Origin of the sequence: Aliarcobacter vitoriensis (genome assembly GCF_048320235.1) — a bacterium.
GTDB classification, from domain to species: Bacteria; Campylobacterota; Campylobacteria; order Campylobacterales; family Arcobacteraceae; genus Aliarcobacter; species Aliarcobacter vitoriensis.
Window position 1 is genome coordinate 1,543,448 of sequence record NZ_CP182882.1, and the last position, 25,136, is coordinate 1,568,583.

Genomic DNA, 25,136 nt, shown 5'->3' on the forward strand with positions numbered 1-25,136 from the left:
ATATGAATAAAACTATTAGTGTAGGACACTCTCCTGATGCAGATGATATTTTTATGTATTATGCTATCAAATTTGGTTGGGTTAGTTTAGAAAATACAAAGTTTGAAAATATTGCTTTAGATATAGAGACTTTAAATCAAGCTACTTTAAAAGGTGTTTACGATATTTGTGCTATTTCATTTGCACTTTATCCATTTGTAAAAGATGATTTTGCACTTTTAAAAACGGCTGTTTCTTTTGGTGAGGGCTATGGTCCAAAACTTATCAAAAAAAAAGACACTAAGTTAAAACGAAACTTTAAAGTCGCTTTAAGTGGAGAGTTTACTACAAATGCACTTTTATTTAAAATTGCTTATCCAGAAGCACGAATTTCATATATGAATTTTTTAGATATTGAAAAAGCTGTTCTTGATGGAACAGTTGATGCTGGAGTTTTAATCCACGAATCAATCTTAACTTATAGCAGTGAACTTGAAGTAGAACGTGAAATTTGGGATATTTGGGTAGAACTTTGTGATGGTGAAGATTTACCTCTTCCTCTTGGTGGAATGTGTCTTCGTCGTTCAATTCCTCTTCACGATGCTATAAAATATGAAAATGCACTTATAAAAGCTGTTGATGTAGCAAATAAAAATCGAAAAACTTTAGCTCCAATGCTCTTAGAAAAAGGTTTAATAAGAGTTGATGCACCAACACTTGATAAATATTTGGATTTGTATGCAAATGATAATTCTGTAAAAATGAGTGAAATTCAATATAAAGCACTAAATAAACTTTTTGAACTAGGCTATAAAAGTGGGCACTATCAAAACCTAATAAAAGCAGAAGATTTTTTAATCCCAAATGAATATGAAGAGCTAAGAAGTAGATGAATAGCACTAAAGTAATAGATTTCAAAAGATACTCTTCTATTCATATTGGAGGAGTAAAAGAAATTTTAGTTATCAATGAAATTGGCGACTACAAAGATTTTCAAATTATTGGTCGAGCAAATAATTTGCTAGTTTCACCAAAATGTGAAAAAAAATTTGCCATTTTAGGTGAAGCTTTTGACTATATAAAAGAAGAAAATGATTTAATTTATGTTGGTTGTGCAACGAGTAGTGGAAAACTTCTAACATATACAAGAAAAAATGATATAGCAAATTTGGAGTTTTTAGCAAAATTACCAGGGAATTTGGGTGGTTTGGTAAAAATGAATGCTGGATTAAAACAGTGGGAAATTTTCAACTATATTCACTCTATAAAAACAAAAGATGGCTATATTTTAAAAGAAAATTTAGATTTTTCATATAGAGAAACAAAAATAGACACTATTGTTTATGAAGTAGTTTTTCATAAAGAGTCTGGTTTTTCGCAAAGTAAACAAAATGAATTTACAAAAATGCGAGATAATCAACCTCAAATGGCTAGTGCTGGAAGCTGTTTTAAAAATCCAAAGGGTGATTTTGCAGGACGATTGATAGAAGCTGTTGGGCTAAAAGGATATAGAGTAGGAGATATGGAGTTTTCAAATACTCATGCAAATTTTTTAGTAAACCATGGAAATGGAACTTTTGAAGATGCAATAACTTTGATAAATCTTGCAAAACAAAGAGTAAAAGAGCAGTTTAAAATAGAACTTGAAACTGAGATTATAATCTTTAATTAAAATATACCTATAAAGTTGTTAAATCTTTAATATACAAGTTTCTTAAATAGCCATGTCTTTTGTACTCTTTTATAAATTTCATACCTAAATTTGATAAAGATTTATTACTTGCAATATTATTAGGATGAGCAGTAGCTAAAAGATATTTTATATTTTTAGCTTTTGCTATTTTTATTAACTCTTTATTTATGTTTAGCATACAACCTTTTCCTCTAGCACTTAATAAAGTCATAGAAGCACCTATTTCTACACAATCAGTAAACTTTATATTAAGAAGTGTTAATTCATCATAAAAATCTTCAACATCAAAAATCAATCCAGATAAAGCTATTAAGTGCTCATTTTCTAAACATCCATAAAATATAGCTTTTTTATCATCTTTTAAAAATTCATCTATTTCATTGTTGCTAAAAAAACCTATGAAAAAATCTGGATTTTCCAAAGTTTGTTTTGTGTGTTGATTGATATATATAAAATCATCTTTATGTTTTTTTTCTAGTTTTATGATTTTCAATTTTTATTCCTTAATTAATAAAAATAATTTTACCAAAAGAAAGATTTATAGCTAACAATATTTTAAAAAAAGAGTTATACATTACTACAATATTACATTTTTTATGCTAGAATGCAAGCTTTTAGAAAATATGAAGGTAATTTAAGTGAAAAATTTAGTAATAGTGGAGTCTCCAGCAAAGGCAAAAACAATCTCAAAATTCTTAGGTAAAGATTTTACCGTTATGGCATCTATGGGGCATGTACGGGATTTGCCAAAATCAACTTTAGGATTTGATCCAGATGATAACTTCAAACCAAGTTATCAAGTAAGCACTGATAAGAAGAAAGTTATAAGTGAACTTAAAAAGCAAATCTCAAAAGATACAACTATCTATCTAGCAGCCGATGAAGATAGAGAGGGAGAAGCTATTGCTTGGCACTTAATACCAGCTCTTAAAATAGAAAAAAACCCAATAAAAAGAATAGTTTTTCACGAAATTACAAAAGATGCAATATTGAAAGCTTTGGAAAATCCAAGAGATGTTGATCAAAATTTAGTTGATGCCCAACAGGCAAGAAGAATTCTTGATAGAGCTGTTGGATATGAACTTTCGCCACTTTTATGGAAAAAAGTAAGATATGGGCTTAGTGCTGGAAGAGTACAAAGTGTTGCAGTAAGAATAATAGTTGAACGAGAAAATGAAATAAGAGAGTTTATTCCAGAAGAGTATTGGAAAATAAAAGCTGATTTTATAAATCCAGAACTAAAATCAGAACTTGCAAAACAAAATGGAAAAACTGTAAAAATATCAAATGAACAAGAAGCTTTAAAAATTGAGGCTTCATTAAATCAAGGAATATATCAACTTATAGATATTGAAGAAAAAGATAGCACAAGAAATCCAGCAGCTCCTTTTACAACTTCAACTTTACAACAAGAAGCAAGTAGAAAAATAGGGCTTAGTGTCGCACAAACTATGATGGTAGCACAACAGTTATATGAAGGAAATACAGCAAATATTCCAAATCATACAGGCGGACTTATCACTTATATGAGAACGGACTCTTTAAATCTTTCAACTATTGCTACAAGTGCAGCTAAGAAAGTTATTGAAGAGGAGTATGGAAAAGATTATGCTCTTAAAAGCCCACGAGTTTTTAAAGCAAGTTCAAAAGGAGCTCAAGAAGCACACGAAGCAATTCGTCCTGTTGATATGAGTTTGAAACCAAGTTATGTAAAAGAGTATTTGGACAATGCTCAATATAGACTTTATAGTCTTATTTGGAAAAGAACAATAGCTACTCAAATGGCACAAGCTAAAATTGCAAATACGACATATAAAATAGAGGCTGGAAAAAATAAAGAGTTTGAATTTCAAGTAAAAGGGCAAAGAATTATTTTTGCTGGATTTATGAAAGCTTACACTGAAGGTAGTGATAATCCAGAAGCTGCACTTGATAGTACAGAAAAGTTATTACCAAATATAAAAGTTGGAACAGTTTTAGAGTTAGAAAAACTTGAATCAGAACAAAACTTTACAAAACCACCTGCAAGATATACAGAAGCTTCTTTAGTAAAAAAGCTTGAAAGTGAAGGAATAGGGCGACCATCAACTTATGCTCCAACAATTTCAACTATTCAGGCACGTGAGTATGTAGTAAAAACAGAAGATAAAAAATTAGCACCAACTCCAACAGGTGAGATTGTAAATAGTTTTTTAACTGATCACTTCTCAAATATAATTGATTTAGGCTTTACTGCAAGAATTGAAGAAGAGTTTGATGATATTGCTGATGGTAAAAAAGTTTGGACTGATGTTATGAAAAACTTTTATACAGGGTTTAAAGACACTATAAAAGATAAAGAAGAGAATATTAGTAAAGCTGATTATTCACAAGTAAGAGAGCTTGGAATTGATCCAAAATCTGGAAAACCTGTGAGTGCTAGAATTGGGAGATTTGGTCCATTTGTACAAATTGGAACAAAAGATGATGAAGAAAAACCAAAATTTGTTGCAATTCCAGATAATTTAAATATGGATACAATAACACTTGAAGAAGCTTTATTCTTATTTACACTTCCAAGAGTTGTCGGATTAACTGAAAATGGTGAAGAGATAAAAGCAAATATTGGAAGATTTGGACCATATTTACAAGTAAAAACAAAATACTATTCATTAAAAACTGATGATCCATATACTGTTGGTGAAACAAGAGCAAAAGAGATAATAAAAGAGATTGATGAAGCAAAAAGTAAAGCTTTAATAAAAGAGTTTACAAAAGAAAAAATATCTGTACAAATTGGACAATATGGTCCATATATCAAACAAGGTAGAAAAAACTTTAAAATACCAAAAGGTAAAGTTGCAGAAGATTTAACTTTAGAAGAGTGTTTAGAAATAATTGAAAAAGATAGTAAAGCTACAAAAAAACCAGCAAGGAAAGTAAGCAAAACAACTACTAAAACTACTAAAAAAACAACAAAAAAAGAGTAGATGCGAATAGGAATACTATCTGATAGCCATTTTAAAGTGGCTTATCAAAAAGAAGTTATTGAATTATTCAAAAATGAAAGATGCGAATATTTAATTCATGCTGGGGATTTTTGTTGTGAAGAAAATATTAAAAATTTAGAAGATTCAAATCTAAAATACATATCAGTTTTTGGGAATAATGATAGAGATTTGTTTGATTTATCATCAGAATATAATATTAAAAAAGAGCCATACTATTTTAAAATAGAAGATATTAGTTTTAAACTTATGCACTTGCCACTCCATTTAAGTCCTGATACAGATATTGTGATTTTTGGTCATACACATCAATTTCATTGTGAATATGTAAATAGAAGACTATATTTAAATCCTGGTGAAGTTTGTGCAAGAGAGAAGCCAATTATATCTTGTTTAAAACTTGAGATTAATCAAAATGAGTATATAATCACACACTATTATAAAGATGTAAATCAAAAAAATTTTATGAAAGAAGAATTTAAATATGAGCGATAATAAAATATATTTATGTGCAATTTCAAATATTGAAAGTGGAACTTGCAACGAAGATTGTCAATTTTGTACGCAAAGTGTTAAATACAAAGCAGATATTCAAAGATACAGAAGAAAAGAGATAGAGCTAATAGTTGAAGAAGCTAAAAGAGCAAGAGAAAATAAAGCTGTTGGATTTTGCTTAGTTACTGCTGGAACAGGACTTGATGATAAAAGACTTGATTATGTTTGTAGAGCTGCTGATGCTGTGCATAAAGCAGTTCCAGATATTTCAATTATTGCCTGTAATGGAATTGCTAGTTTTGAGCAGTTAAAAGAGTTGAAAAAACATGGTGTAGAAAATTACAATCATAATTTAGAAACAGCTAGAGAATTTTATAGCCAAATTTGTACAACACACTCTTGGGATGATAGATATAATACTTGTTTAGATGCAAAAAAAGCTGGACTTCATCTTTGTACAGGAGGAATTTTTGGTTTAGGAGAGACTCAAGAAAATAGAATTTCTATGCTTGAATCTATTGCATCTTTAGAACCAATGTCTGTTCCTATCAATTTTTTCCATCCAAATGATGCACTTCCTTTGGTGAAAAACCCTTTAACAAAAGAAGAAGCATTTAAATTGGTTGAATTATCAAGAAGTTATTTACCAAATCAAATGCTAATGATTGCTGGTGGAAGAGAAGTAATGTTTGGTGAAAATCAATATGATGTATTTAAACATGGTGCAAATGCACTTGTTGTTGGAGATTATTTAACAACCGGAGGAGCAAGTGCTGAAGATGATATAAAAGCCGTTACAGCTTTAGGATATGAGATAGCCTTTGCTTGTCATCAATAAATAAGAGTATGAAACTCTTATTTATTTTAGTCATCTAAAGAAGAGCTATCTTCTTCACTGTCATCACTTCCCCCAGTGATAATTGCATCATTTACACCCATAGAATTTAGGATTTTATCTTCTATTTCTTTTGAAATTTCTGGATTATCTTTTAAAAATACTTTGGCATTTTCTCTACCTTGACCTATTTTTGTATCACCATAACTAAACCAAGAACCAGCTTTGTCAATAATATCAAGTTTAACACCATAATCAACTACTTCACCAGTTTTAGAAATACCTTCCCCAAACATAATATCAAACTCTGCTTGTTTAAATGGAGCTGCAACTTTATTTTTTACAACTTTTACTTTTACTCTATTTCCAATAGAATTTTCACCTTGTTTTAAAGTTGCAATTCTTCTTATATCAAGTCTTACCGATGAGTAAAATTTAAGTGCATTTCCACCTGTTGTTGTTTCGGGGCTTCCATATCCTGTCATACCTATTTTCATTCTTATTTGATTAATAAAAATAACTGTACAATTCATTTTACTTAAAAGTCCAGTTACCTTTCTTAAAGCTTTACTCATAAGTCTTGCTTGAACACCAACTTGTTGATCATCCATATCTCCATCAATTTCTACTTTTGGAGTTAAAGCTGCAACTGAATCAACTACAACTAAATCAACTGCACCACTTCTAATAACAGTTTCAAGGATTTCTAAAGCTTGTTCTCCAAAATCAGGTTGAGAAACAAGTAAATTATCTGTATCAACTCCAATATCTTTCGCATATTTTACATCTAAAGCATGTTCAGCATCAATAAAAGCACAAACTCCACCAGCTTTTTGAGCTTCTGCAATAGCATGTAAAGTTAAAGTTGTTTTTCCTGAACTTTCTGGTCCATATATCTCTATAACTCTTCCTTTTGGAAGCCCACCAACACCTAAAGATAAATCAAGTCCTAAAGAACCTGTACTGATGGCTTCTGTTGGGATAACTTCTTTGTCTCCAAGTCTTATTAAAGTTCCTTTTCCAAAAGCTTTATCTATTTGTTTTATAGCAAGTTCAAGTGATTTTTTTTGATTTTCATCCATTGTGATTACCTCTTTTTTAGTTGTTTTTTATCTTATGTTGAAATCTTAGCAAAAAATTTTAAAAATTCATAAAAATATTACAATTTGCAATATTTTTATTTCTTATTTAGATTTTGTATAGTTTCAATTACTTTTATATGTGCTTTTACTCTTTGTTGCATAGTATGAGATTTTATATGTTTTGCTAATATTTTTGTATATTTTTTATAATTTCTTGAATCTTTCTCAAAATTTGCAAGTTTTTTTTGTATTTTTAAAATATTATCGGGAATAACTTCTTTCATTTTCTCTTTTCCATATAAAGTTAATTTTTATTATTACATAATAAAATAAAATATTAAATAAATTTAAATTTAGCTAAAATAAAATCTAATTTAATATACGAGGCAAATATGTTTAATGGTAAAAATATACTTATAACTGGTGGAACTGGAAGCTTTGGTAAAAAATATACAAAAATAATATTAGAAAAGTATAAACCTAATAAAATAATCATATTTAGTAGAGATGAATTAAAACAATATGAAATGGCTCAAGAATATAATGATAAATGTATGAGATACTTTATTGGAGATGTAAGAGATCCTGACAGATTAAAAAAAGCTATGAAAGGTGTAGATTTTGTAATTCACGCAGCTGCACTTAAACATGTTCCAATTGCTGAATATAACCCTATGGAATGTATTAAAACAAATATAAATGGTGCACAAAATGTAATTGATGCAGCAATTGAAAATGGTGTTTCTAGAATAATTGCTCTTTCAACAGATAAAGCTGCAAATCCAGTAAATCTTTATGGGGCTACAAAATTGGCTTCAGATAAACTTTTTGTTGCTGCAAACAATTTAGTTGGTAAAAATGATATAAAATTTTCAGTTGTTAGATATGGAAATGTTGTAGGAAGTCGTGGTTCTGTTGTCCCATTTTTTCAAAAACTTATAAAAGATGGAGGAAAGGTACTTCCTATAACAGATGAAAAAATGACACGATTTTTCATAACACTTGATGATGGAGTTAATTTTGTACTTAAAAACTTTGAAAGAATGCAAGGTGGAGAGATATTTATACCAAAAATACCATCTATGAAAATAGTTGATATGGCAAAAGCACTTGCTCCTAATTTACCACATAAAATAATAGGGATTCGTCCTGGTGAAAAACTTCATGAAATTATGTGTCCTGCTGATGATAGCCATTTAACTTTAGAATTTGATGATCATTATATGATTAAACCAACTATTAAATTTACATCTGGTGTTGATTATTCAAAAAACCTTTTAGGAGAGTTTGGAAAGCCTGTTTATCAAGGATTTGAGTATAATTCAGGAAATAATACAAAATGGTTAAATAGTTATGAATTTTTGGAAATGGTAAAAACTATATGAAAACTTTTATCCCTTATGGAAAACAAACCATAGATGAAGATGATATAAATAGTCTGGTTGAAACATTAAAATCTGAATTTTTAACAACTGGACCAAAAATTAAAGAGTTTGAAGAAAAACTTGCTAACTATTGTAATGTAAAATATTGTGTCGCTGTAGCAAATGGAACTGCAGCACTTCACCTAGCTTCACTTGTACTTTTAAATACAAATGACAAAGTTCTTACAACTCCAAACTCTTTTTTAGCAACATCAAACTCTATACTTTATGTTGGTGCAAAACCAATTTTTGTAGATATAAAAGATGATGGAAATATAGATTTAGATATTTGTGAAGAAGAGCTAAAAAAAGATTCTTCAATAAAAGCTATATATATTGTACATTTTAGTGGAAATCCAATAAATCAAGATAAACTGAAATATTTAAAAAATAAATATAATATTAAAATATTAGAAGATTGTGCTCATAGCATTGGAGCGACTTTTGGTGAAATAAAATCTGCCAGTTGCACAAACAGTGATTGTAGTATCTTATCTTTTCATCCAGTTAAACATATAACTACTGGTGAAGGTGGAGCAATTACTACAAATTCAAAAGAGCTTTATGAAAAACTATTAGAACTTAGGGCACATGGAATGGTAAGAAAATCAGAAATTGCACCTTGGTATTATGAAATGCAATCTTTAGGATTTAATTATAGAATAACTGACATAGCTTGTGCTTTGGGCATTAGTCAGTTAAAAAAACTTGATGATTTTATAGAAAAAAGAAAAATTATTGCAAAAAAATATGATGATGCTTTTCTAAACACTATGATAAAACCCTTATATTTATATGACGGAAATTCATCTTATCATCTTTATGTAGTAAGAGTTGATTTTTCAAAATTAACTATTTCAAAAATAGAATTATTTAACAAAATGAAAGAAAAGAACATAGGTTTACAACTTCACTATATCCCTATAAATAAACAACCTTTTTATAAAAAATTAGGTTATGGAGATGAAAAAACTCCAATTATGGATAAATATTATGAAGAATGTTTTTCTCTTCCAATATATCCTAGTTTAAGTAAAGATGAACAAGAATATATTATAAAAAATTTATTAGAAATTTTAAATGTCTAACTGTGTAGCAATAATTCCAGCTCGAGGTGGAAGTAAACGAATCCCTAAAAAGAATATAAAAGATTTTCATGGAAAACCACTAATTGCATATAGTATTGAGGCTGCTCTAAAATCAAAACTTTTTGATAGAGTCATAGTTTCAACTGATAATGAAGAAATTGCAAAAATTGCAAAAGAATATGGAGCAAAAATTCCATTTTTAAGACCAAAAGAGTTAAGTGATGATTTTACTGGAACTGGTGCTGTTGTAAATCATGCTATAAATTTTTTAAAAGAGCAAGGTGAAAAAATAGATTTTGTTTGTACTATTTATGCTACAGCTCCTCTTTTAAATGAAAAATATTTGATTGAAGGATTTACTAAACTAAAAAATTCAAATGCAAAAAATGCCTTTTCTTGTACCTCTATGCCATTTCCAATACAAAGAACTTTTAAAGTAACACGAAATGAAAGATGTGAGATGTTTTGGCCTGAAAATTTTACGAAACGAAGTCAAGATTTAGAAGAGGCTTATCAAGATGCAGGGCAGTTTTATTGGACAAACTTAAATATAAACTCAAATAAAATTATTTTTGGGGAAGATAGTATTCCTATAATCTTACCAAGATATTTGGTTCAAGATATTGATACTCTTGAAGATTGGACTAGAGCTGAATTTATGTATGAAGCCCTAAAAAAATCTGAAAATCAAAAGAATGAAAAATAGTATGAATATTTTAATAAGAGCAGATTCTTCTTCATATATTGGAACTGGTCATATTATGAGAGATTTAGTTTTAGCAAAGCATTTTCCAAAAGATAATATTATTTTTGCAACGCAAAATTTACAAGGAAATATAAATCATAAAATAGTTGAAGAAAATTACCAAATTGAACTTCTAAAAACTAATGATTTTGAAGATTTAAACCAACTTATAAAAAAACTAAATATATCTATGATTATAATTGACCACTACGACATAAATTATAATTTTGAAAAAAAATTGAAAGAAGAAAACCCTACTTTAAAAATTTTTGTTTTTGATGATACTTATGAAAAGCACTATTGTGATATTTTACTAAACCATAACATTAGTGCAAATGAAGAAAAATATATAAATTTAGTACCTAAAAATTGTGAATTAAGATGTGGGGAAAAATATACTCTTTTAAGAAAAGAGTTTTTAGAGGCAAAAAAACAACAAAATATAATTACAAAAAATGTAAAAGTTAAAACTATATTTATTGCTATGGGTGGCGCAGACCATAAAAATCTAAATATCAAAATATTAAAAACTATAAAGAAAGTTTCTAACAAGTCTATTACAGTGAATATTGTAACAACAATAGCAAATAAAAATTTAAAAAAACTAAAAAAATATTGTCAAGATAAAAAATGGATAAATTTATATATAAACTCAAATGAAATTGCAAAGCTTATGATAAAAAGTGATTTTGCTATTGTAACACCAAGTGTTACAGTAAATGAAATTTATTATTTAGATATTCCTTTTATTGCTATTAAAACAGCCAAAAATCAAATTGATATGTATAAATATCTTAAAAAAAATGGATATTATGTTATGAAAGAGTTAGATAAAAAAATTTTAAAAAAATATATAAAGCTATTTTTGGAGAAGAAATGAAAATAGGTACTTTTGATTTAAAAAAAGATGGAACTTTTATTATTGCAGAACTTAGTGCAAATCATAATGGTAGCTTACAAACTGCACTTGATACAATAAAAGCTGCTAAAGAAATAGGTGCAAATGCTATAAAACTTCAAACATATACTGCTGATACAATTACACTAAATAGTAAAAATCCTGATTTTATGATAGATGGTGGAACTTTATGGGATGGCAAAAATCTTTATGAATTATATCAAGAAGCTTATACTCCATGGGAATGGCATAAAGAGTTATTTGATTATGCAAGAAGCTTAGATATAGATATTTTTTCAACTCCTTTTGATAAAAGTGCAGTTGATTTTTTAGAAACTTTAAATCCAACAGCTTACAAAATAGCATCTTTTGAAATAACTGATTACGAATTAGTTAGATACACTGCAAGTAAACAAAAACCAATTATTATAAGTACAGGAATTGCTACAATAGATGAAATTCAAGATATTATAGAAATTTGTAAAAGTGTTGGAAACAATAATATCATACTTCTAAAATGTACAAGTGAATATCCAGCGCCATTATACGAAGCCAACTTAAAAACTATCTCAAATATGAAAGAAACTTTTGGAGTTGAAGTTGGTTTTTCTGATCACACAATGGGTTATATTGCTCCAGTTGTTGCAGTAACTTTAGGTGCAAAAGTTATAGAAAAGCATTTTATTATTGATAAAACAATGGGTGGAGTAGATTGTAAATTTTCTTTAGATAAAGAAGAATTCCATGAAATGATAAAAGCCATAAGAGATACTGAAAAATTAATTGGAACTGTAGATTATAGTCTAAATGAAAAAAGAAAAAAACAAAGGAGATTTGCAAGAAGTCTATATGTTTCAAAAGATATAAAAACTGGTGAAGTTTTTAGTGAAGATAATATAAAAAGTGTACGACCATTTTATGGACTTCATCCAAAATATTTAAAAGACATTCTAGGAAAAACTGCTACAAAAGACTATAAATTTGGAGATAGAGTTGAAAATAATTTTTAAAGATTTTATATTTTTAAACAAAAATGAAATTGAAGAAATTTTAGAGCTTAGAAACCAAACATATATAAGAGAAAATATGATTAATACTGAACTAATAAGTTTAGAAAATCATATTAATTTTATAAATTCTTTAAAGGCCTCAACAAATAAAAAATATTTTGCTATTTTTTGTGAAAATGAACTTTTTGGCTCAGTTAATTTTGTAAAAAATGAAAAAGAACTTAGTTGGGGATTGTACTTTAAGAATGACTCAAATCCTATTTTAAAATCAGTTTCAACTTATATATTTTTAAATTTTATTTTTGAAATATTTGATGAAGATATTCACTCCTTTGTAAAAAAGAGTAATCTACAAGCAATAAATTTTAATAAAAATTTTGGTTTTGAAAGTTTTAAAGAAAATATCGAATATTTTTATTTGAAACTTTCTAAAGAAAATTGGGAAAAACATAAAAACTCAAAATTAATAAACTCTATTAAAAAATATTTAGATAAAATAGAATATAACTTTAACTAAAGAGAAGAACTATGCAAAAGCAGATTGAACAAATAATAATTGAAACCCTAAAAGAATTAAATGAAGAGTTAGAAAATGAATTATTTATAAATCCAACTTCTAAAACAAAATTATATGGTGGAACTGGAGCATTAGATTCTTTAGCACTTGTGAGTTTTATTACTGATTTAGAAGATAAGATTTCTGATAAATTTGAAAAAAATGTAATTCTAGCAGATGAAAAAGCAATGAGTGCAAAAACATCTCCTTTTAGAAATATTGAAACTTTAACTTTATACATTAAAGATTTACTGGAAAATTAATGAGTAAAATTATACTTATAACTGGGACTTCAAAAGGTATTGGGAAAGCTATAGCAAACTATTATTTGGAAAAAGACAATATCGTAATAGGTTGTAGTAGAAGTGAAAGTTCTATAAATCATAAAAATTATAGACATTTTTCTTTAGAAATAAACAATGAAATAGCTGTTGTAAATATGATAAAAAATATAAAAAAAGAGTTTCAAAAGATTGATATACTTATCAACAATGCTGGGATTGCATCAATGAATCACATTTTGACAACTTCAATTGATACTATTTCAAAACTTTTTAATACAAATTTTATAGGAACTTTTTTGTTTACAAGAGAAGTTTCAAAAGTTATGATGAAACAAAAGAATGGAAAAATTATAAATTTTACAACAGTTGCAAAGCCACTTAGACTTGAAGGAGAAGCTGTTTATGCTTCAAGTAAAGCTGCTATTGAAACTTTTACTCAAACTGCTTCAAAAGAGTTAGCTCCTTTTAATATTACTGTAAATGCTATTGGCCCAACACCAATCCAAACTGATTTAATCAAAGCTGTTCCTAAAAATAAAATTGATGAACTCTTAAATAAACAAACTATCAAAAGATTTGGTACTTTTGAAGATATTATGAATGTGATTGATTTTTTTTGTGATGATAAAAGCAACTTTATAACAGGTCAGATAATTTATCTTGGTGGAGTAAATAACTAAATGAGTTTTGTAATAGAAAGATTTAAAAGTTTTAACCAAAAGAAAGCACTAATATTCGAAGATATTTCACATACTTATGAAGAGTTTATTCTTCAAATAGAAACTTATAAAAGAATTTTAAATGAAAACAAAATATCTTCAAAAGTAGTTGCAATTTTAGGGGATTACTCTTTTTATAATTTGGCACTTTTCTTTGCTTTATATGAAAATAAAAATATTATTGTTCCTATTACTACTAATATACAAAAAATTCAAGATGAGTTTATACAAGAGTCTTTTTGCAAATATGTTATAGAAACAAATAAAAAAGAACTATTGATAAAAAATTTGGAACAAAATCATTCTCACAATATGATAGAAAAACTAACAGCTAATAATAACTCTGGATTAGTTCTCTTTTCTAGTGGAAGTACTGGCAAACCAAAAGCTATGATTCACAATCTTGATAATCTCTTAAACTCATATAAAGATAAAAAAGAAAAATCAATGAATATGTTGGTTTTTTTGATGTTTGACCATATTGGCGGATTGAATACAGTTTTTAACGCTTTTTCTATGGGTACAACTTTGATTATTCCAAAACAAAGAGATGCTAAAACTATTTGTGAATTGATTGAAAAATATAAGATTATGCTACTTCCATCTAGTCCAACATTTTTAAATCTGATTTTAATTTCTGGTGAATATGAAAAATATGATTTAAGTAGTTTAAGGATGATAACATATGGCACAGAAACAATGCCAAAATCACTACTTTTAAAACTAAAAGAGACTTTTCCAAAAGTAAAATTTTTGCAAACTTTTGGAACAAGTGAAACAGGAATTAGCACAACTAGTTCAAAATCATCTGATTCTTTATTTATGAAGCTTGAAGATATAAATTCTGAATACAAGATAGTTGAAAATGAGCTTTGGTTAAGAAGCCAAACTCAAGTTTTAGGATATTTAAATGCTTCAATGGATAGCTTTACGAGTGATGGTTGGTTTAAAACAGGTGATTTAGTAGAAGTTCTTGAAGATGGATTTTTAAAAATTATTGGAAGAAGTAAAGAAGTAATAAATGTAGGTGGACAAAAAGTATTACCAAGTGAAGTTGAAAGTATTATTTTAAGTCTTGATGAAATAGATGATTGTATGGTTTATGGTGAAAAAAATGCTATAACTGGGCAAACAGTTGTTTGTGATGTAGTTTTAAATAAAGATATTGAAAATATAAAAAAAGTTATAAGACTTTTTTGTAAAGACAAACTTGATGCTTTTAAGATTCCTACAAAAGTAAATATTGTTGAAAAAACTAATTTTAATGATAGATTTAAAAAAATCAGAAGGAAAGATTAAAGTGAAAATTTGTACTGTTGTTGTTACATATAATCGATATGAGTTATTAAAAGAGTGCTTAGATTCTTTAATAAATCAAACATATAAAACTGATATTTTTGTTATAAATAATGCTTCAACTGATGGTACACATACAAAAATAAAAGAAGATGGTTATTTAAACAATGATAATCTTATTTATAAAAAATTAGATAAAAATTTAGGTGGTGCTGGTGGATTTTATCATGGTACAAAATTTGTTTCAGAAAATAATTACGATTATGTATGGTTAATGGATGATGATGCTGAACCGGAATTAACTACTTTAGAAGAATTATTAAAAAATACAAATAACAAAATATATAGTGCCTATGCTCCTAAGGTTATGATTGGGACAAAAGAAAAACATACTCTTTCTACTTTTGGGCATAGAGGAAATTTTGATTATATAAACTGCTTACCTGCTTTTCAAAAGCCACTTGATATAAATGAATATAAAAAAGAAAAATCTGAAATAGAAATGGCTTCATTTGTTGGAATTTTAATTCCTATCTCATCAGTTAAAAAAGTAGGTTTACCCGAAGAGAGATTTTTTATACATCATGACGATACAGAATATAGCTTAAGGCTTATAACTATCGGGAAAATACTTATGGTAAATAGTGTAAGTATTTATCATAAAGAACAAAGACAAGAAGAGAAAATACAAAGACAATTTTTATATTCAAAAAAAAATAGAATAAAATTTGAAAAACTTTGGTTAAAATATTTTGGACTTAGAAATTCTATTTTTATAGCATTAAAATATGGAAAAGGTTTTAAAAGATATTTGTTAATACTAAAACTGTATGTTGATTTAATAAAAGATATTATTTTGTATGATGACAAAAAATATATTCGACTTAAATTTGCAACTAACTCTTTTTATGATGGTATAAAAGGGATTTTTAATAATGAAAAACCGACAAAGATTTTGAAAGGTAAAAAATGATAGATTACATCATAGTAGGAGCTGGTCTTGCAGGAGTTGTAATAGCTCAAAAAATTGCAACTGAACTTAATAAAAAAGTCTTAATCATAGAAAAAAGAAATCATACTGCTGGAAATTGTTATGATTTAAAAGATGAAAATAATATTTTAATTCATAAATATGGACCTCATCTTTTTCATACAGATAATAAAAAAGTACTTGAATATCTATCAAATTTTACAACTTGGGATATTTATAATCATGAAGTTTTAGCCTATATTGATGGGAAAAAGGTTGTAATACCTTTCAATTTTAATACTTTATATGAAGTTTTTCCAACTCAAAAAGCCAAGATTTTGGAAGAAAAACTTTTAAAAAATTTTGAATACAACTCTAAAGTTCCTATTTTAGAATTAAAAAAATCAACGGATAAAGAGTTGTCATTTCTAGCAGACTTTATATATGACAAAATATTTGTAAATTATACGGCAAAACAATGGGGTATGAAACCAGAAGATATGGATGGAGCAGTTACAGCAAGAGTTCCAATATTTATTGGTCGAGATAATAGATATTTTAACGATACTTATCAAATGCTTCCTAAAAATGGTTATTCAAAAATGATAGAAAATATGTTAAATCATAAAAATATAAAACTAATGCTAAATACTGATTTTAAAGATATTTGTGAAATAAAAGATAAAGATTTTTATCTTTTTGATAGAAAGTTTGATGGGAAAGTTATATATACTGGGCAAATTGATGAATTGTTTGATTATAAGTTTGGAGAACTTCCTTATAGAAGTGTAGATATGAGATTTGAAACTATTGAAAATGAATTTTATCAAGAAAAAGCAACAGTAAATTATCCGAATAATTACGATTTTACAAGAATTACAGAGTTTAAACATATTCATCCAGTAAACTCAACTAAAACAACAATTTTAAAAGAGTATCCTCAAGAGTATATAAAGGGTAAAAATACTCCATATTATCCAATATTTACACAAGAAAATCAAAAAATATATAATCAATATTTAAAATATTCGCAAGAATTTCAGAATCTTATATTAGTAGGAAGACTTGCAGAGTATAAATATTATGATATGGATGATATTGTAACAAGAGCTTTAGAAGTTTTCGAGGAAAATTTTAAATGAAAATTTTAATAACAGGTGGAGCAGGATACATAGGAAGCCATGTTGCTAAACAACTTTTAGAAACAACAGATTATCAAATAACTATTTTAGATAATCTATCAACAGGTAGTATTAAAACTATAAAAACTTTACAAACTATAAAAACTTTTGATTTTATAGAACTTGATTTAAAAGAGTTTGATAAGGTAAAAGAAATATTAGAAAAAAATAGATTTGATGTGATTATTCATTTTGCTGCATTTAGTATAGTTTCAGAATCTATGCAAAACCCTTTTAAATATTATTTTAATAACACGGTGAATACAACAAATTTAATAAAATGTGCAGTTAAAGCAGATGTAAAAAAATTTATCTTTTCAAGTACAGCAGCAGTTTATGGAGATGTTCAACAAAATTCAAATATAAGAGAAGATTTTCCAACAAATCCTATAAATCCTTATGGAATGAGTAAATTAATGAGTGAAAAAATACTTCAAGATACAACTAAAATATCAAAAAATTTTAAATATATAATATTTAGATATTTTAATGTAGCTGGGGCTGATATGTTTTATAAAAATGATCTATTAATTCCAAGAATTGGGGAAAGACATGAACCTGAAACTCATCTTATACCACTTGTAGTAAAAACGGCTTTAAAAAAAAGAGAAGTTTTAAATATCTATGGAGATGATTTTGATACATTTGATGGTAGTTGCATAAGAGATTATATTCATGTGGAAGATTTGGCAAATGCCCATATTGAAGCTATTACTTATCTTGATAAAAATGAGAGTGATATTTTTAATTTAGGATACGCAAAAGGTTATAGTGTAAAAGAGATTGTAAATAGTATAAAAAATATAACAAATTGTGATTTTAAAACTCAAATTATAGAAAGAAGAGGAGGGGATCCAGCTTTTTTAGTATCAGATAATGGTAAGATTTTAGATAAAATGAAATGGAAGCCAAAATTTAATAATTTGGAATTGATTTGTAAAAGTGCATATGAATGGGAGAAAAATATATGAGTAAAGAAATAAATAAAATGATGAATAGATTTAAAAATGTATCAATCTTTGGAGCAGGAAGTCTTGGATTTAAAGCTTATGAATATTTAATAAATTGTGGTGTAAAAGTTGATAACTTTTATGACAATGAACAAAGTAAGCATAATTCTATATTTTGTGAGTGTGAAGTTTTAAATCCTGAATTAATTCTTCAAGAAAAACCTTTATTAGTCATAGCATCTACTTGGGAAAATCAAATTGTTGAACAGCTAAAAAATATGAATTATGAAAATTATACTTTTATAGATATTCTCGGATTTGAAGAAGAGTATAAAATATGGAAAGAAAATAGAGTAGCTAGTGATTTAAACTTAGAATTTTTTCAAAAAAATACTAAAAATCTTTTAAAATGGAATGTTCCAAAATTAATAAAAAATTCAAATGAAATTTGGGCAAAAGAGTTGGTACAAATATATGAAAGAGATATTTCTTTTCCTGCTTCATTATCTCCAGTTGCAGGTGAACTTTATCGTTCTTTAGTACTAAATATTGCTCCTAAAATAATTGTAGAAATTGGTATTTTTATGGGAGCTTCTACTCTTTGGGCTGCTTCAGCTTTAAAAGATTTAGAAATAGATGGAAAAATTTACTCAATAGATTTATTTAATAATAAAAGGATTGATGAAAATCATTTTGAATATGTTAAAAATATTATGAAATCCGCAGAAGTATCTGATATAGTAAATTTATTTCAATTAAATTCTTATATTGATTTTGAAAAATTTATACCAAACCTTTCTAATAAAAAAATAGATTTTTTATTTATTGATGGAGATCATACTCCAAGAGGAGCAACATTAGATTTTCTAAAATTTAATGATTATTTAGCTGTTGGAGGATATATTATGTTACATGATATATTTCCAGAATATTGTGGTTGGGAAGGACCAGCTTTTATTATTGAGCGATATATAAAAAATAGTGAGAATTTTGAATTATGCCAAATATATACTACTCCCAATAATTATGGATTAGCATTGGTTAGAAAAATAAAATAAAGGAATTATTTTGACTAAAAAAGATTTAGGAATAGTAATTTGTAATTTTAATAAAGTTGGTTATCTAAAAGGTTGTTTAGAAACTTTATATAAATCAAACTTTGAGAATTTAACTTATGATGTGATAGTTGTAGATAATGCTTCAACAGATGGAAGTAGTAAATTTGTAAAGGATAACTATCCACAAATTATACTTTTAGAAAATGAAACTAATACTGGTGGTTCAGGTGGTTTTGATAGAGGTATAAGATATACTATGCAAAAAGAATATGATTATGTAGTGTTATTAGATAATGATATTTTACTTGAAGTTAATACTATTTTAAATCTTCACAAATATATAAAAATAAATCCAAAAGTTGGAGTAGTTGGCTCAAAAATATGTACTATGGATAATAAAGATATTTTACAAGAGATGGGATCATTTATAGATTTTGATAATAAATTTAATATATATACTCCTTTAAAATCACATAAAGATGATAGTTTTTTACCTGAAATTGTAGTTTGTGATTATGTTCCTGCTTGTTGTATGATAACGTCTAAAGAAGTATTAAAAAAAGTTGGAAGCTTTAATACACATCATTTTATATATTGGGATGATATGGATTGGTGTACTAGAGTAAAAAAGTCTGGATATGAGATCCATGCTATAAACAGTTCAAGAGTATTTCATAAAATGGGAGCAGCAAATCATACAAATACTTTTGGCTTTTACTATTTTGAAAGAAATAAAATAATGTTTTTTCTTAAATATTTAGAAGATAATAAATTTGATAATTTTGTAAACAGTATTTGTAATTGGTTAATTTCACTGACTTTTTTTTCAAATTTAAAAGGAAACTATGCTACTCCTAAATCTTTTTTATGTGCTATTGATGATCTGTTTATTGGAAAATTAGGTAAAGAAGATAATAGCATTTTTATAAAAGAACCTGAACAAAATATATTTGATAAATATAATTTAAAAAATACAGATAATATTATAATTCATATGCAAAAAGATATGTATTCAAATAGAAGAGTTTATTTACACTTAAAAACTTTCTATAAAAATATATTTATATATTGTGGTGAAGAAAACTATGATTTAATCAAATCAAATTTTGATGAAAAAATAGTTTTACAAAAAGAGTTTTGTAAGACAAATTTTAAAACAATATTTTATGTGCAAGAGCATATCTTAGATTTTAAAGAAGATAAAAATTTTGATGATAGTTATATTTTTATAGATCAATTTCTAAATGTAGTAAATCTAAATGAGATAAAAAACTTAAATAGTCAATATAAAATGTATGAAGATATATTTAAAAATATATATCAACCAGTTTTGTATAAAAAGTTTAGAATGATAAGAGATAAATTATTGAAAGATTTATAATGAAAAGCTTATTAGATAAAGATTTTGAAAAATATTTAAATGATGAAAACATAAAATATATATCTTTTGATATTTTTGATACATTGGTTTTTAGAAAGATTAATCAACCAGTAGATATTTTTGAAATTATGGCGAATTATAAATATATAAAAAATATTTTTGGTAAAAATAATAATTTTAAAGAGTTGAGAATTATAGCTGAGAAAGTTGCAAGAGACAAATCATCAGAAAAAGAGATAGCTTTAAATGATATTTATAGAGAATTTGAGTATCTCAGTAAAAAACAACAAAATAGATTAATAAAACTAGAATTAAAAGTAGAAAAAGAAAATTTATTTATAAATTATCATATTGAAAAATGGATAGATCTAGCTTTACAACATGGTAAAAAAATAATTTTTATATCTGATATGTATCTAAATAAAGAGCAAATAAAAAAAGTAATTTTAAATAGATTGATAAATTTTAAAAAAATTGAAGAAATTTTTGTTTCTAGTGATATAAAAAGAACAAAATATGATGGAGATATTTATAATTATATTTTAAGTAAGTGTAATATTAATTCATCACAAATTCTACATATAGGAGATAATTTATTATCAGATATATCACAAGCTAATGAAATAGGAATATCTACAATATTTTATAAACCTAACTATTTTTATTTAGAACAATTAAGACATGAAAAAAGTTATTATTTGTTTTCACAAAAAACTGTGTCTTATAGAAATTTAGCATCATTAAATAATCCATATAAAAATGAAAAGTACAAATTCTTTTATAATTTTGGGGCTACGATTTGTGGACCGATATTTTGGGAATTTTCTCATTGGTTGATTAATATTTGTTTAGAGAATAGATTATTTAATATAGGATTTATATTAAGAGAAGGAGATGTTTTTAAAGACTATTTCCAAAAAATTCTAAAATATAATGGTTTAGAGAAGAATTTTATCTTAAAAAATATTCATACTTCAAGAAAAGCACTATTATTATCAACATTAACAGAAGAAGATTATAATTTAGACTTTAAAAATTTAAAATTTTTTAGAAAGATTACTTTAAAAGATTTTTATAAAAGATTTGATTTACTTATTGACAATGAAGAACTTAAAAAATATGATAATGAAGAATTAAACAATTTAGACCATTTGAAAAGTTGTATAAACCAAGATATAAAAGGTAAAATAGAAAAAATATTAGAAAATAAAGAAGTAGAAAAAAAACTTTTTTTAGAGTATTGGAAAACTATTGATTTAAATGATGAAAGTATAATATTTGATTTTGGTGCAAATTCATCTATGCATAAAAAATTATCTTCATTGCTTATTAATCCTAACTTCACAAATATTTTATTTTATAGAACAAAACAAGGAATTGAAAATAGCATCAATCAAAAACAATATACATTTATACCTTATACTCAACAAAATGAATATAAGATAAATCTATTAAGAAGAAGTCCAGATATATTTGAAATTTTATTTAATGGATTATTAGGCACAACTTTGGGATATGAAAGAATAGAAAAAAAAGTAGTGCCAATAATAGATAAAAATATTACAATACAAGATAAAAATATTATAAAAGCTTTTATAAAAGGTATTGATAAATACTTTAAAATTTCAATTCAATATAAGCAAGATTATTCAAAATTTACTCCAAATGATATTTTAAATCTTATGACGAGAGTAATAGAATTTCCTACGATTTATGAAACAAAATATTTAGGAGAACTTTTAATAAATACGAGTGATGATGCAAGTAGTTTAATACCCATTATTTCTACAAAGTCTATTGAAAAATTAAAACAAAATGGAATAGATGAAACATTTTACAATTTTAAAAACAATTTGTATAAAGATTGGGTAGATATACCTTGGATACAAGGAACCATCACACAAGTTGATCCAAACTATTTAAAAAATAGATATCTTTCAGATAATACAAATCAACTTTATATTTATAAATTACTAGAACAAATAGATAAATATTCACATATAAAAGAGTTTTGTATTTATGGAGCAGGTGAGTTTTTTTTACAACTTTTACCTGAATTATTATTAAGAGGGATTAAAGTAAACTACTTGATTGAAACAAAGCCTAAACAAAATAAGTTTTTTGGATATGATGTTTTATCTCCAAATGAGATAGCTAAAACCGAACAAAAGAACTTTATCATCGCTTCAGGTGCTTTTGCTTTGGCTATGAAAGAAAAGTTAGAGTATGAGTTTAAACTATTAAATAAAAGCATAAATAATTTAATATATCTTTCTTAAGTATTTAATATATCCTTTAAATTTATATAAATTATTTTATCTCTAGGTATACCATTTTTAATTAAATCTTCTATAACACTTTTTTCTTTATTAATTAAACTTATTAGAATAACATCAAAATCATAATTTTTAATATTTTGTAAATTAACTATTGGTAAATGTATATTTTTATTTGAAATAGATTTATCTATAATTAAATTGATTTTATCAAAATATTGTGAGTATATAAGTCTTCCAAATAATCCATAACCATATAAAGCTACTTTATTGTAGCTATTAATAGTTTTTTCTATATTTAAAAGCACCGAACTTAAAATAGTTGGAAATAGATTTAAACTTTCATTGCTATATTTTTCAAAAGATTTAATAACTGATAAATTATTTATCAAAAATTCTGTATCCGAATATTCAGTAATTAAAGAATTTAAAGCTTCAGAAGTGTATTTAACCATATTAAAAGTATGAATTCCTCCTACTAAAAATTTTGCAATTTTTACATTTGGTAAATATTCAAATTTATATTTTTGTATATATAATTTACAAAATAAATCAAAATCTGAAGCTAATTTGTAATCTGTACGAAATATTGATTTAGATATTATATTTTTTTTAATAAATGTACTTTGATGGATAAATGGCATCTCTGAAGTAAAAAAACTTTCTAATTCTTTTACTTCATGTTCTCCTATAACTTGAAAATCTTTATTTACATAATAAGAATTTGAATATAATACATCTGAGTTATATGTTTTAGAAAAGATTTTATTTAAAACATTATTTAAAGCAAAGCTATCACCTGCATTCATAAAATTTATCCACTCTCCAGTTGCAACATCAATTCCTTTATTCATAGCATCATAAATTCCACTATCAGGTTCGCTTATCCAATATGTTATATATTTCTCATATTTTTTTATTATATCAACTGTGCCATCACTACTAGCACCATCAATAACTATATACTCTATATTCGGATAATCTTGCTCTATCACACTTTTAATAGTTTGTTCTAAATATTGTTCTGCATTGTAAGTTACTGTTACAACTGTTATTTTAGGGAGATTATTTTGCATTTTTATACCACTCATAAACTTTTTTAATACCATTTTCTAACTCCACTTTGTGTTTCCACCCAAGATTATGGAGTTTTGATGGATTTGTCAATTTTACCATAGTTCCATCAGGTTTTTGAGTATTAAAATATAATTCACCTTTAAAGCCTACTATATCTTTTATAAGATATGCTAATTCTTTGATAGATATATCTTTACTTGTTCCTATATTTATATGCGTATTTCTTATCTCTTTTGAGTCTTTTTCATAAGTATTTTTGAAATCTATATTTTCTAGTAAAAACACACAAGCATCTGCCATATCTTCTGAATAAAGAAATTCTCGTCTTGGTTTTCCACTTCCCCAGATTTCAATTTGAACTTTGTTCAAATTGGTGTTAGGTTTTACGAATTCTGTATTATGTAATCTTATTCCATATTCTTCTAAAACATTGAGTATTTCTTGTTTACTAGATTCTCTTGTAATAATTTTATCTTCTTTCTTAGCACCTAATTCATAGGACTTAACACATTTAATTGGATTTTTATTTAAATCTTCTTTTATAGCTTCCCAATTGTTTTCTTCTAAACATTTTCCTAAATGTATTTTACGAAGTAAAGCTGGTAATACATGAGAAGTTTCTAAATCAAAATTATCATTTACTCCATATAAATTTGTTGGCATTACAGATATAAAATTTGTACCATATTGTATATTATAACTTTCACACATTTTAATCCCAGCTATTTTTGCAATGGCATACGGTTCATTTGTATATTCAAGTTTACTTGTAAGTAGGCAATCTTCACTCATAGGTTGAGGTGCATTTTTAGGGTATATACAAGTTGAACCAAGAAATAAAAGTTTTTTTACTTTATGTACATATGATTGATGAATAATATTATTTTGAATTTGTAAATTTTCATATATAAAATCTGCTCTATAAGTGTTATTTGCTTTTATTCCACCAACTTTTGCAGCAGCAAGTATTACATATTCTGGTTTTTCATTTTCAAAGAACTCAATAACTGCTTTTTGATTTATCAAATCAAGCTCACTATGAGTTCTTGTGATTAAATTTTCATAACCTTTTGTTTTTAAATTTTTTACTATTGCTGAACCAACTAATCCTTTATATCCTGCTATATAAATTTTGCTATTTCTATTCATCTA

The 25,136-nt window shown here is 26.0% G+C and carries 25 protein-coding genes; 20 read left to right on the top strand and 5 right to left on the bottom strand.

Annotated features, from left to right (window positions below; translation table 11 throughout):
* Positions 1–2: 2 nt before the first annotated feature.
* Together ACNSOS_RS07690 and ACNSOS_RS07695 are read left to right on the top strand one after the other, a co-directional pair.
* Positions 3–872: a menaquinone biosynthesis family protein gene (locus tag ACNSOS_RS07690; RefSeq protein ID WP_418184828.1), complete on the top strand. Its 870-nt coding sequence runs from the start codon at positions 3–5 to the stop codon at positions 870–872.
* Positions 869–1,651, top strand: coding sequence for a UDP-N-acetylmuramate dehydrogenase (locus ACNSOS_RS07695; RefSeq protein WP_418184829.1), 783 nt, complete (start codon positions 869–871; stop codon positions 1,649–1,651). Before ACNSOS_RS07690 ends, ACNSOS_RS07695 begins: the two co-directional genes overlap by 4 nt.
* A gap of 7 nt (positions 1,652–1,658) precedes the next feature.
* On the opposite strand, the gene ACNSOS_RS07700 is transcribed toward ACNSOS_RS07695, so the two are convergent.
* Positions 1,659–2,165, bottom strand: coding sequence for a hypothetical protein (locus ACNSOS_RS07700; protein ID WP_418184830.1), 507 nt, complete (start codon positions 2,163–2,165; stop codon positions 1,659–1,661).
* A 145-nt stretch (positions 2,166–2,310) separates the two neighbouring features.
* Here ACNSOS_RS07700 and topA point away from each other — a divergent pair, with 145 nt between their 5' ends.
* From topA to ACNSOS_RS07715, 3 genes are read left to right on the top strand one after another with little or no spacing between them, the layout of a single operon-like run.
* Positions 2,311–4,641 (top strand): type I DNA topoisomerase, encoded by a 2,331-nt coding sequence (gene topA, locus ACNSOS_RS07705; RefSeq protein ID WP_418184831.1) that lies wholly within the window; start codon positions 2,311–2,313, stop codon positions 4,639–4,641.
* A complete protein-coding gene (locus ACNSOS_RS07710) occupies positions 4,642–5,154 on the top strand; it encodes a YfcE family phosphodiesterase (RefSeq protein WP_418184832.1) in 513 nt (170 codons plus the stop codon). It abuts the gene before it with no gap.
* Positions 5,144–5,992 carry a biotin synthase gene (locus ACNSOS_RS07715; RefSeq protein WP_418184833.1) on the top strand — a complete coding sequence of 283 codons (849 nt, stop codon included), beginning with the start codon at positions 5,144–5,146 and terminating at the stop codon, positions 5,990–5,992. The genes ACNSOS_RS07710 and ACNSOS_RS07715 overlap by 11 nt, the downstream gene beginning before the upstream one ends.
* Positions 5,993–6,018: 26 nt before the next feature.
* On the opposite strand, the gene recA is transcribed toward ACNSOS_RS07715, so the two are convergent.
* Both recA and ACNSOS_RS07725 read right to left on the bottom strand, forming a co-directional pair.
* The gene (recA, locus tag ACNSOS_RS07720) at positions 6,019–7,071 is read right to left on the bottom strand and encodes a recombinase RecA (protein WP_418184834.1); all 1,053 of its coding nucleotides are present in this window, start codon (positions 7,069–7,071) and stop codon (positions 6,019–6,021) included.
* A 95-nt stretch (positions 7,072–7,166) separates the two neighbouring features.
* The gene (locus tag ACNSOS_RS07725) at positions 7,167–7,355 is read right to left on the bottom strand and encodes a hypothetical protein (protein WP_113908859.1); all 189 of its coding nucleotides are present in this window, start codon (positions 7,353–7,355) and stop codon (positions 7,167–7,169) included.
* A 108-nt stretch (positions 7,356–7,463) separates the two neighbouring features.
* On the opposite strand from ACNSOS_RS07725, the gene pseB reads away from it, so the two are divergent.
* The 15 genes from pseB to ACNSOS_RS07800 are packed head-to-tail and all read left to right on the top strand — an operon-like array spanning position 7,464 to position 22,910.
* Entirely contained in the window at positions 7,464–8,456 is a 993-nt protein-coding gene (pseB, locus tag ACNSOS_RS07730) for a UDP-N-acetylglucosamine 4,6-dehydratase (inverting) (RefSeq protein WP_418184835.1), read from the top strand.
* Positions 8,453–9,583, top strand: coding sequence for a UDP-4-amino-4,6-dideoxy-N-acetyl-beta-L-altrosamine transaminase (pseC, locus tag ACNSOS_RS07735; protein ID WP_418184836.1), 1,131 nt, complete (start codon positions 8,453–8,455; stop codon positions 9,581–9,583). The genes pseB and pseC overlap by 4 nt, the downstream gene beginning before the upstream one ends.
* Positions 9,576–10,289 (top strand): pseudaminic acid cytidylyltransferase, encoded by a 714-nt coding sequence (gene pseF, locus ACNSOS_RS07740; protein WP_418184837.1) that lies wholly within the window; start codon positions 9,576–9,578, stop codon positions 10,287–10,289. Before pseC ends, pseF begins: the two co-directional genes overlap by 8 nt.
* Position 10,290: 1 nt before the next feature.
* On the top strand, positions 10,291–11,208 hold the full coding sequence (gene pseG, locus ACNSOS_RS07745) for a UDP-2,4-diacetamido-2,4,6-trideoxy-beta-L-altropyranose hydrolase (RefSeq protein ID WP_418184838.1): 918 nt from the start codon (positions 10,291–10,293) through the stop codon (positions 11,206–11,208).
* The gene (gene pseI, locus ACNSOS_RS07750; RefSeq protein ID WP_418184839.1) at positions 11,205–12,236 is read left to right on the top strand and encodes a pseudaminic acid synthase; all 1,032 of its coding nucleotides are present in this window, start codon (positions 11,205–11,207) and stop codon (positions 12,234–12,236) included. The genes pseG and pseI overlap by 4 nt, the downstream gene beginning before the upstream one ends.
* The gene (locus ACNSOS_RS07755) at positions 12,220–12,753 is read left to right on the top strand and encodes a hypothetical protein (RefSeq protein WP_418184840.1); all 534 of its coding nucleotides are present in this window, start codon (positions 12,220–12,222) and stop codon (positions 12,751–12,753) included. Before pseI ends, ACNSOS_RS07755 begins: the two co-directional genes overlap by 17 nt.
* 11 nt (positions 12,754–12,764) lie before the next feature.
* Positions 12,765–13,055 (top strand): hypothetical protein, encoded by a 291-nt coding sequence (locus tag ACNSOS_RS07760; RefSeq protein ID WP_418184841.1) that lies wholly within the window; start codon positions 12,765–12,767, stop codon positions 13,053–13,055.
* Positions 13,055–13,756 (top strand): SDR family NAD(P)-dependent oxidoreductase, encoded by a 702-nt coding sequence (locus tag ACNSOS_RS07765; RefSeq protein WP_418184842.1) that lies wholly within the window; start codon positions 13,055–13,057, stop codon positions 13,754–13,756. The genes ACNSOS_RS07760 and ACNSOS_RS07765 overlap by 1 nt, the downstream gene beginning before the upstream one ends.
* Entirely contained in the window at positions 13,757–15,094 is a 1,338-nt protein-coding gene (locus ACNSOS_RS07770; protein WP_418184843.1) for an ANL family adenylate-forming protein, read from the top strand.
* 1 nt (position 15,095) lies between these two features.
* The gene (locus ACNSOS_RS07775; protein ID WP_418184844.1) at positions 15,096–16,064 is read left to right on the top strand and encodes a glycosyltransferase family 2 protein; all 969 of its coding nucleotides are present in this window, start codon (positions 15,096–15,098) and stop codon (positions 16,062–16,064) included.
* Positions 16,061–17,203 (top strand): UDP-galactopyranose mutase, encoded by a 1,143-nt coding sequence (glf, locus tag ACNSOS_RS07780; RefSeq protein ID WP_418184845.1) that lies wholly within the window; start codon positions 16,061–16,063, stop codon positions 17,201–17,203. Before ACNSOS_RS07775 ends, glf begins: the two co-directional genes overlap by 4 nt.
* Positions 17,200–18,213: a UDP-glucose 4-epimerase GalE gene (gene galE / locus ACNSOS_RS07785; protein WP_418184846.1), complete on the top strand. Its 1,014-nt coding sequence runs from the start codon at positions 17,200–17,202 to the stop codon at positions 18,211–18,213. The genes glf and galE overlap by 4 nt, the downstream gene beginning before the upstream one ends.
* Positions 18,210–19,250 (top strand): class I SAM-dependent methyltransferase, encoded by a 1,041-nt coding sequence (locus ACNSOS_RS07790; RefSeq protein ID WP_418184847.1) that lies wholly within the window; start codon positions 18,210–18,212, stop codon positions 19,248–19,250. The genes galE and ACNSOS_RS07790 overlap by 4 nt, the downstream gene beginning before the upstream one ends.
* A 10-nt stretch (positions 19,251–19,260) precedes the next feature.
* Positions 19,261–20,631, top strand: a complete 1,371-nt coding sequence (locus tag ACNSOS_RS07795; RefSeq protein ID WP_418184848.1) for a glycosyltransferase family 2 protein — start codon at positions 19,261–19,263, stop codon at positions 20,629–20,631.
* A complete protein-coding gene (locus tag ACNSOS_RS07800; protein WP_418184849.1) occupies positions 20,631–22,910 on the top strand; it encodes an HAD-IA family hydrolase in 2,280 nt (759 codons plus the stop codon). The genes ACNSOS_RS07795 and ACNSOS_RS07800 overlap by 1 nt, the downstream gene beginning before the upstream one ends.
* Here ACNSOS_RS07800 and ACNSOS_RS07805 read toward each other — a convergent pair.
* Together ACNSOS_RS07805 and ACNSOS_RS07810 are read right to left on the bottom strand one after the other, a co-directional pair.
* Positions 22,907–23,983, bottom strand: coding sequence for a glycosyltransferase family 2 protein (locus ACNSOS_RS07805; RefSeq protein ID WP_418184850.1), 1,077 nt, complete (start codon positions 23,981–23,983; stop codon positions 22,907–22,909). The two genes, ACNSOS_RS07800 and ACNSOS_RS07805, sit on opposite strands and share 4 nt — an antisense overlap.
* Positions 23,973–25,133: a GDP-L-fucose synthase family protein gene (locus ACNSOS_RS07810; protein ID WP_418184851.1), complete on the bottom strand. Its 1,161-nt coding sequence runs from the start codon at positions 25,131–25,133 to the stop codon at positions 23,973–23,975. Before ACNSOS_RS07810 ends, ACNSOS_RS07805 begins: the two co-directional genes overlap by 11 nt.
* Positions 25,134–25,136: the final 3 nt, after the last annotated feature.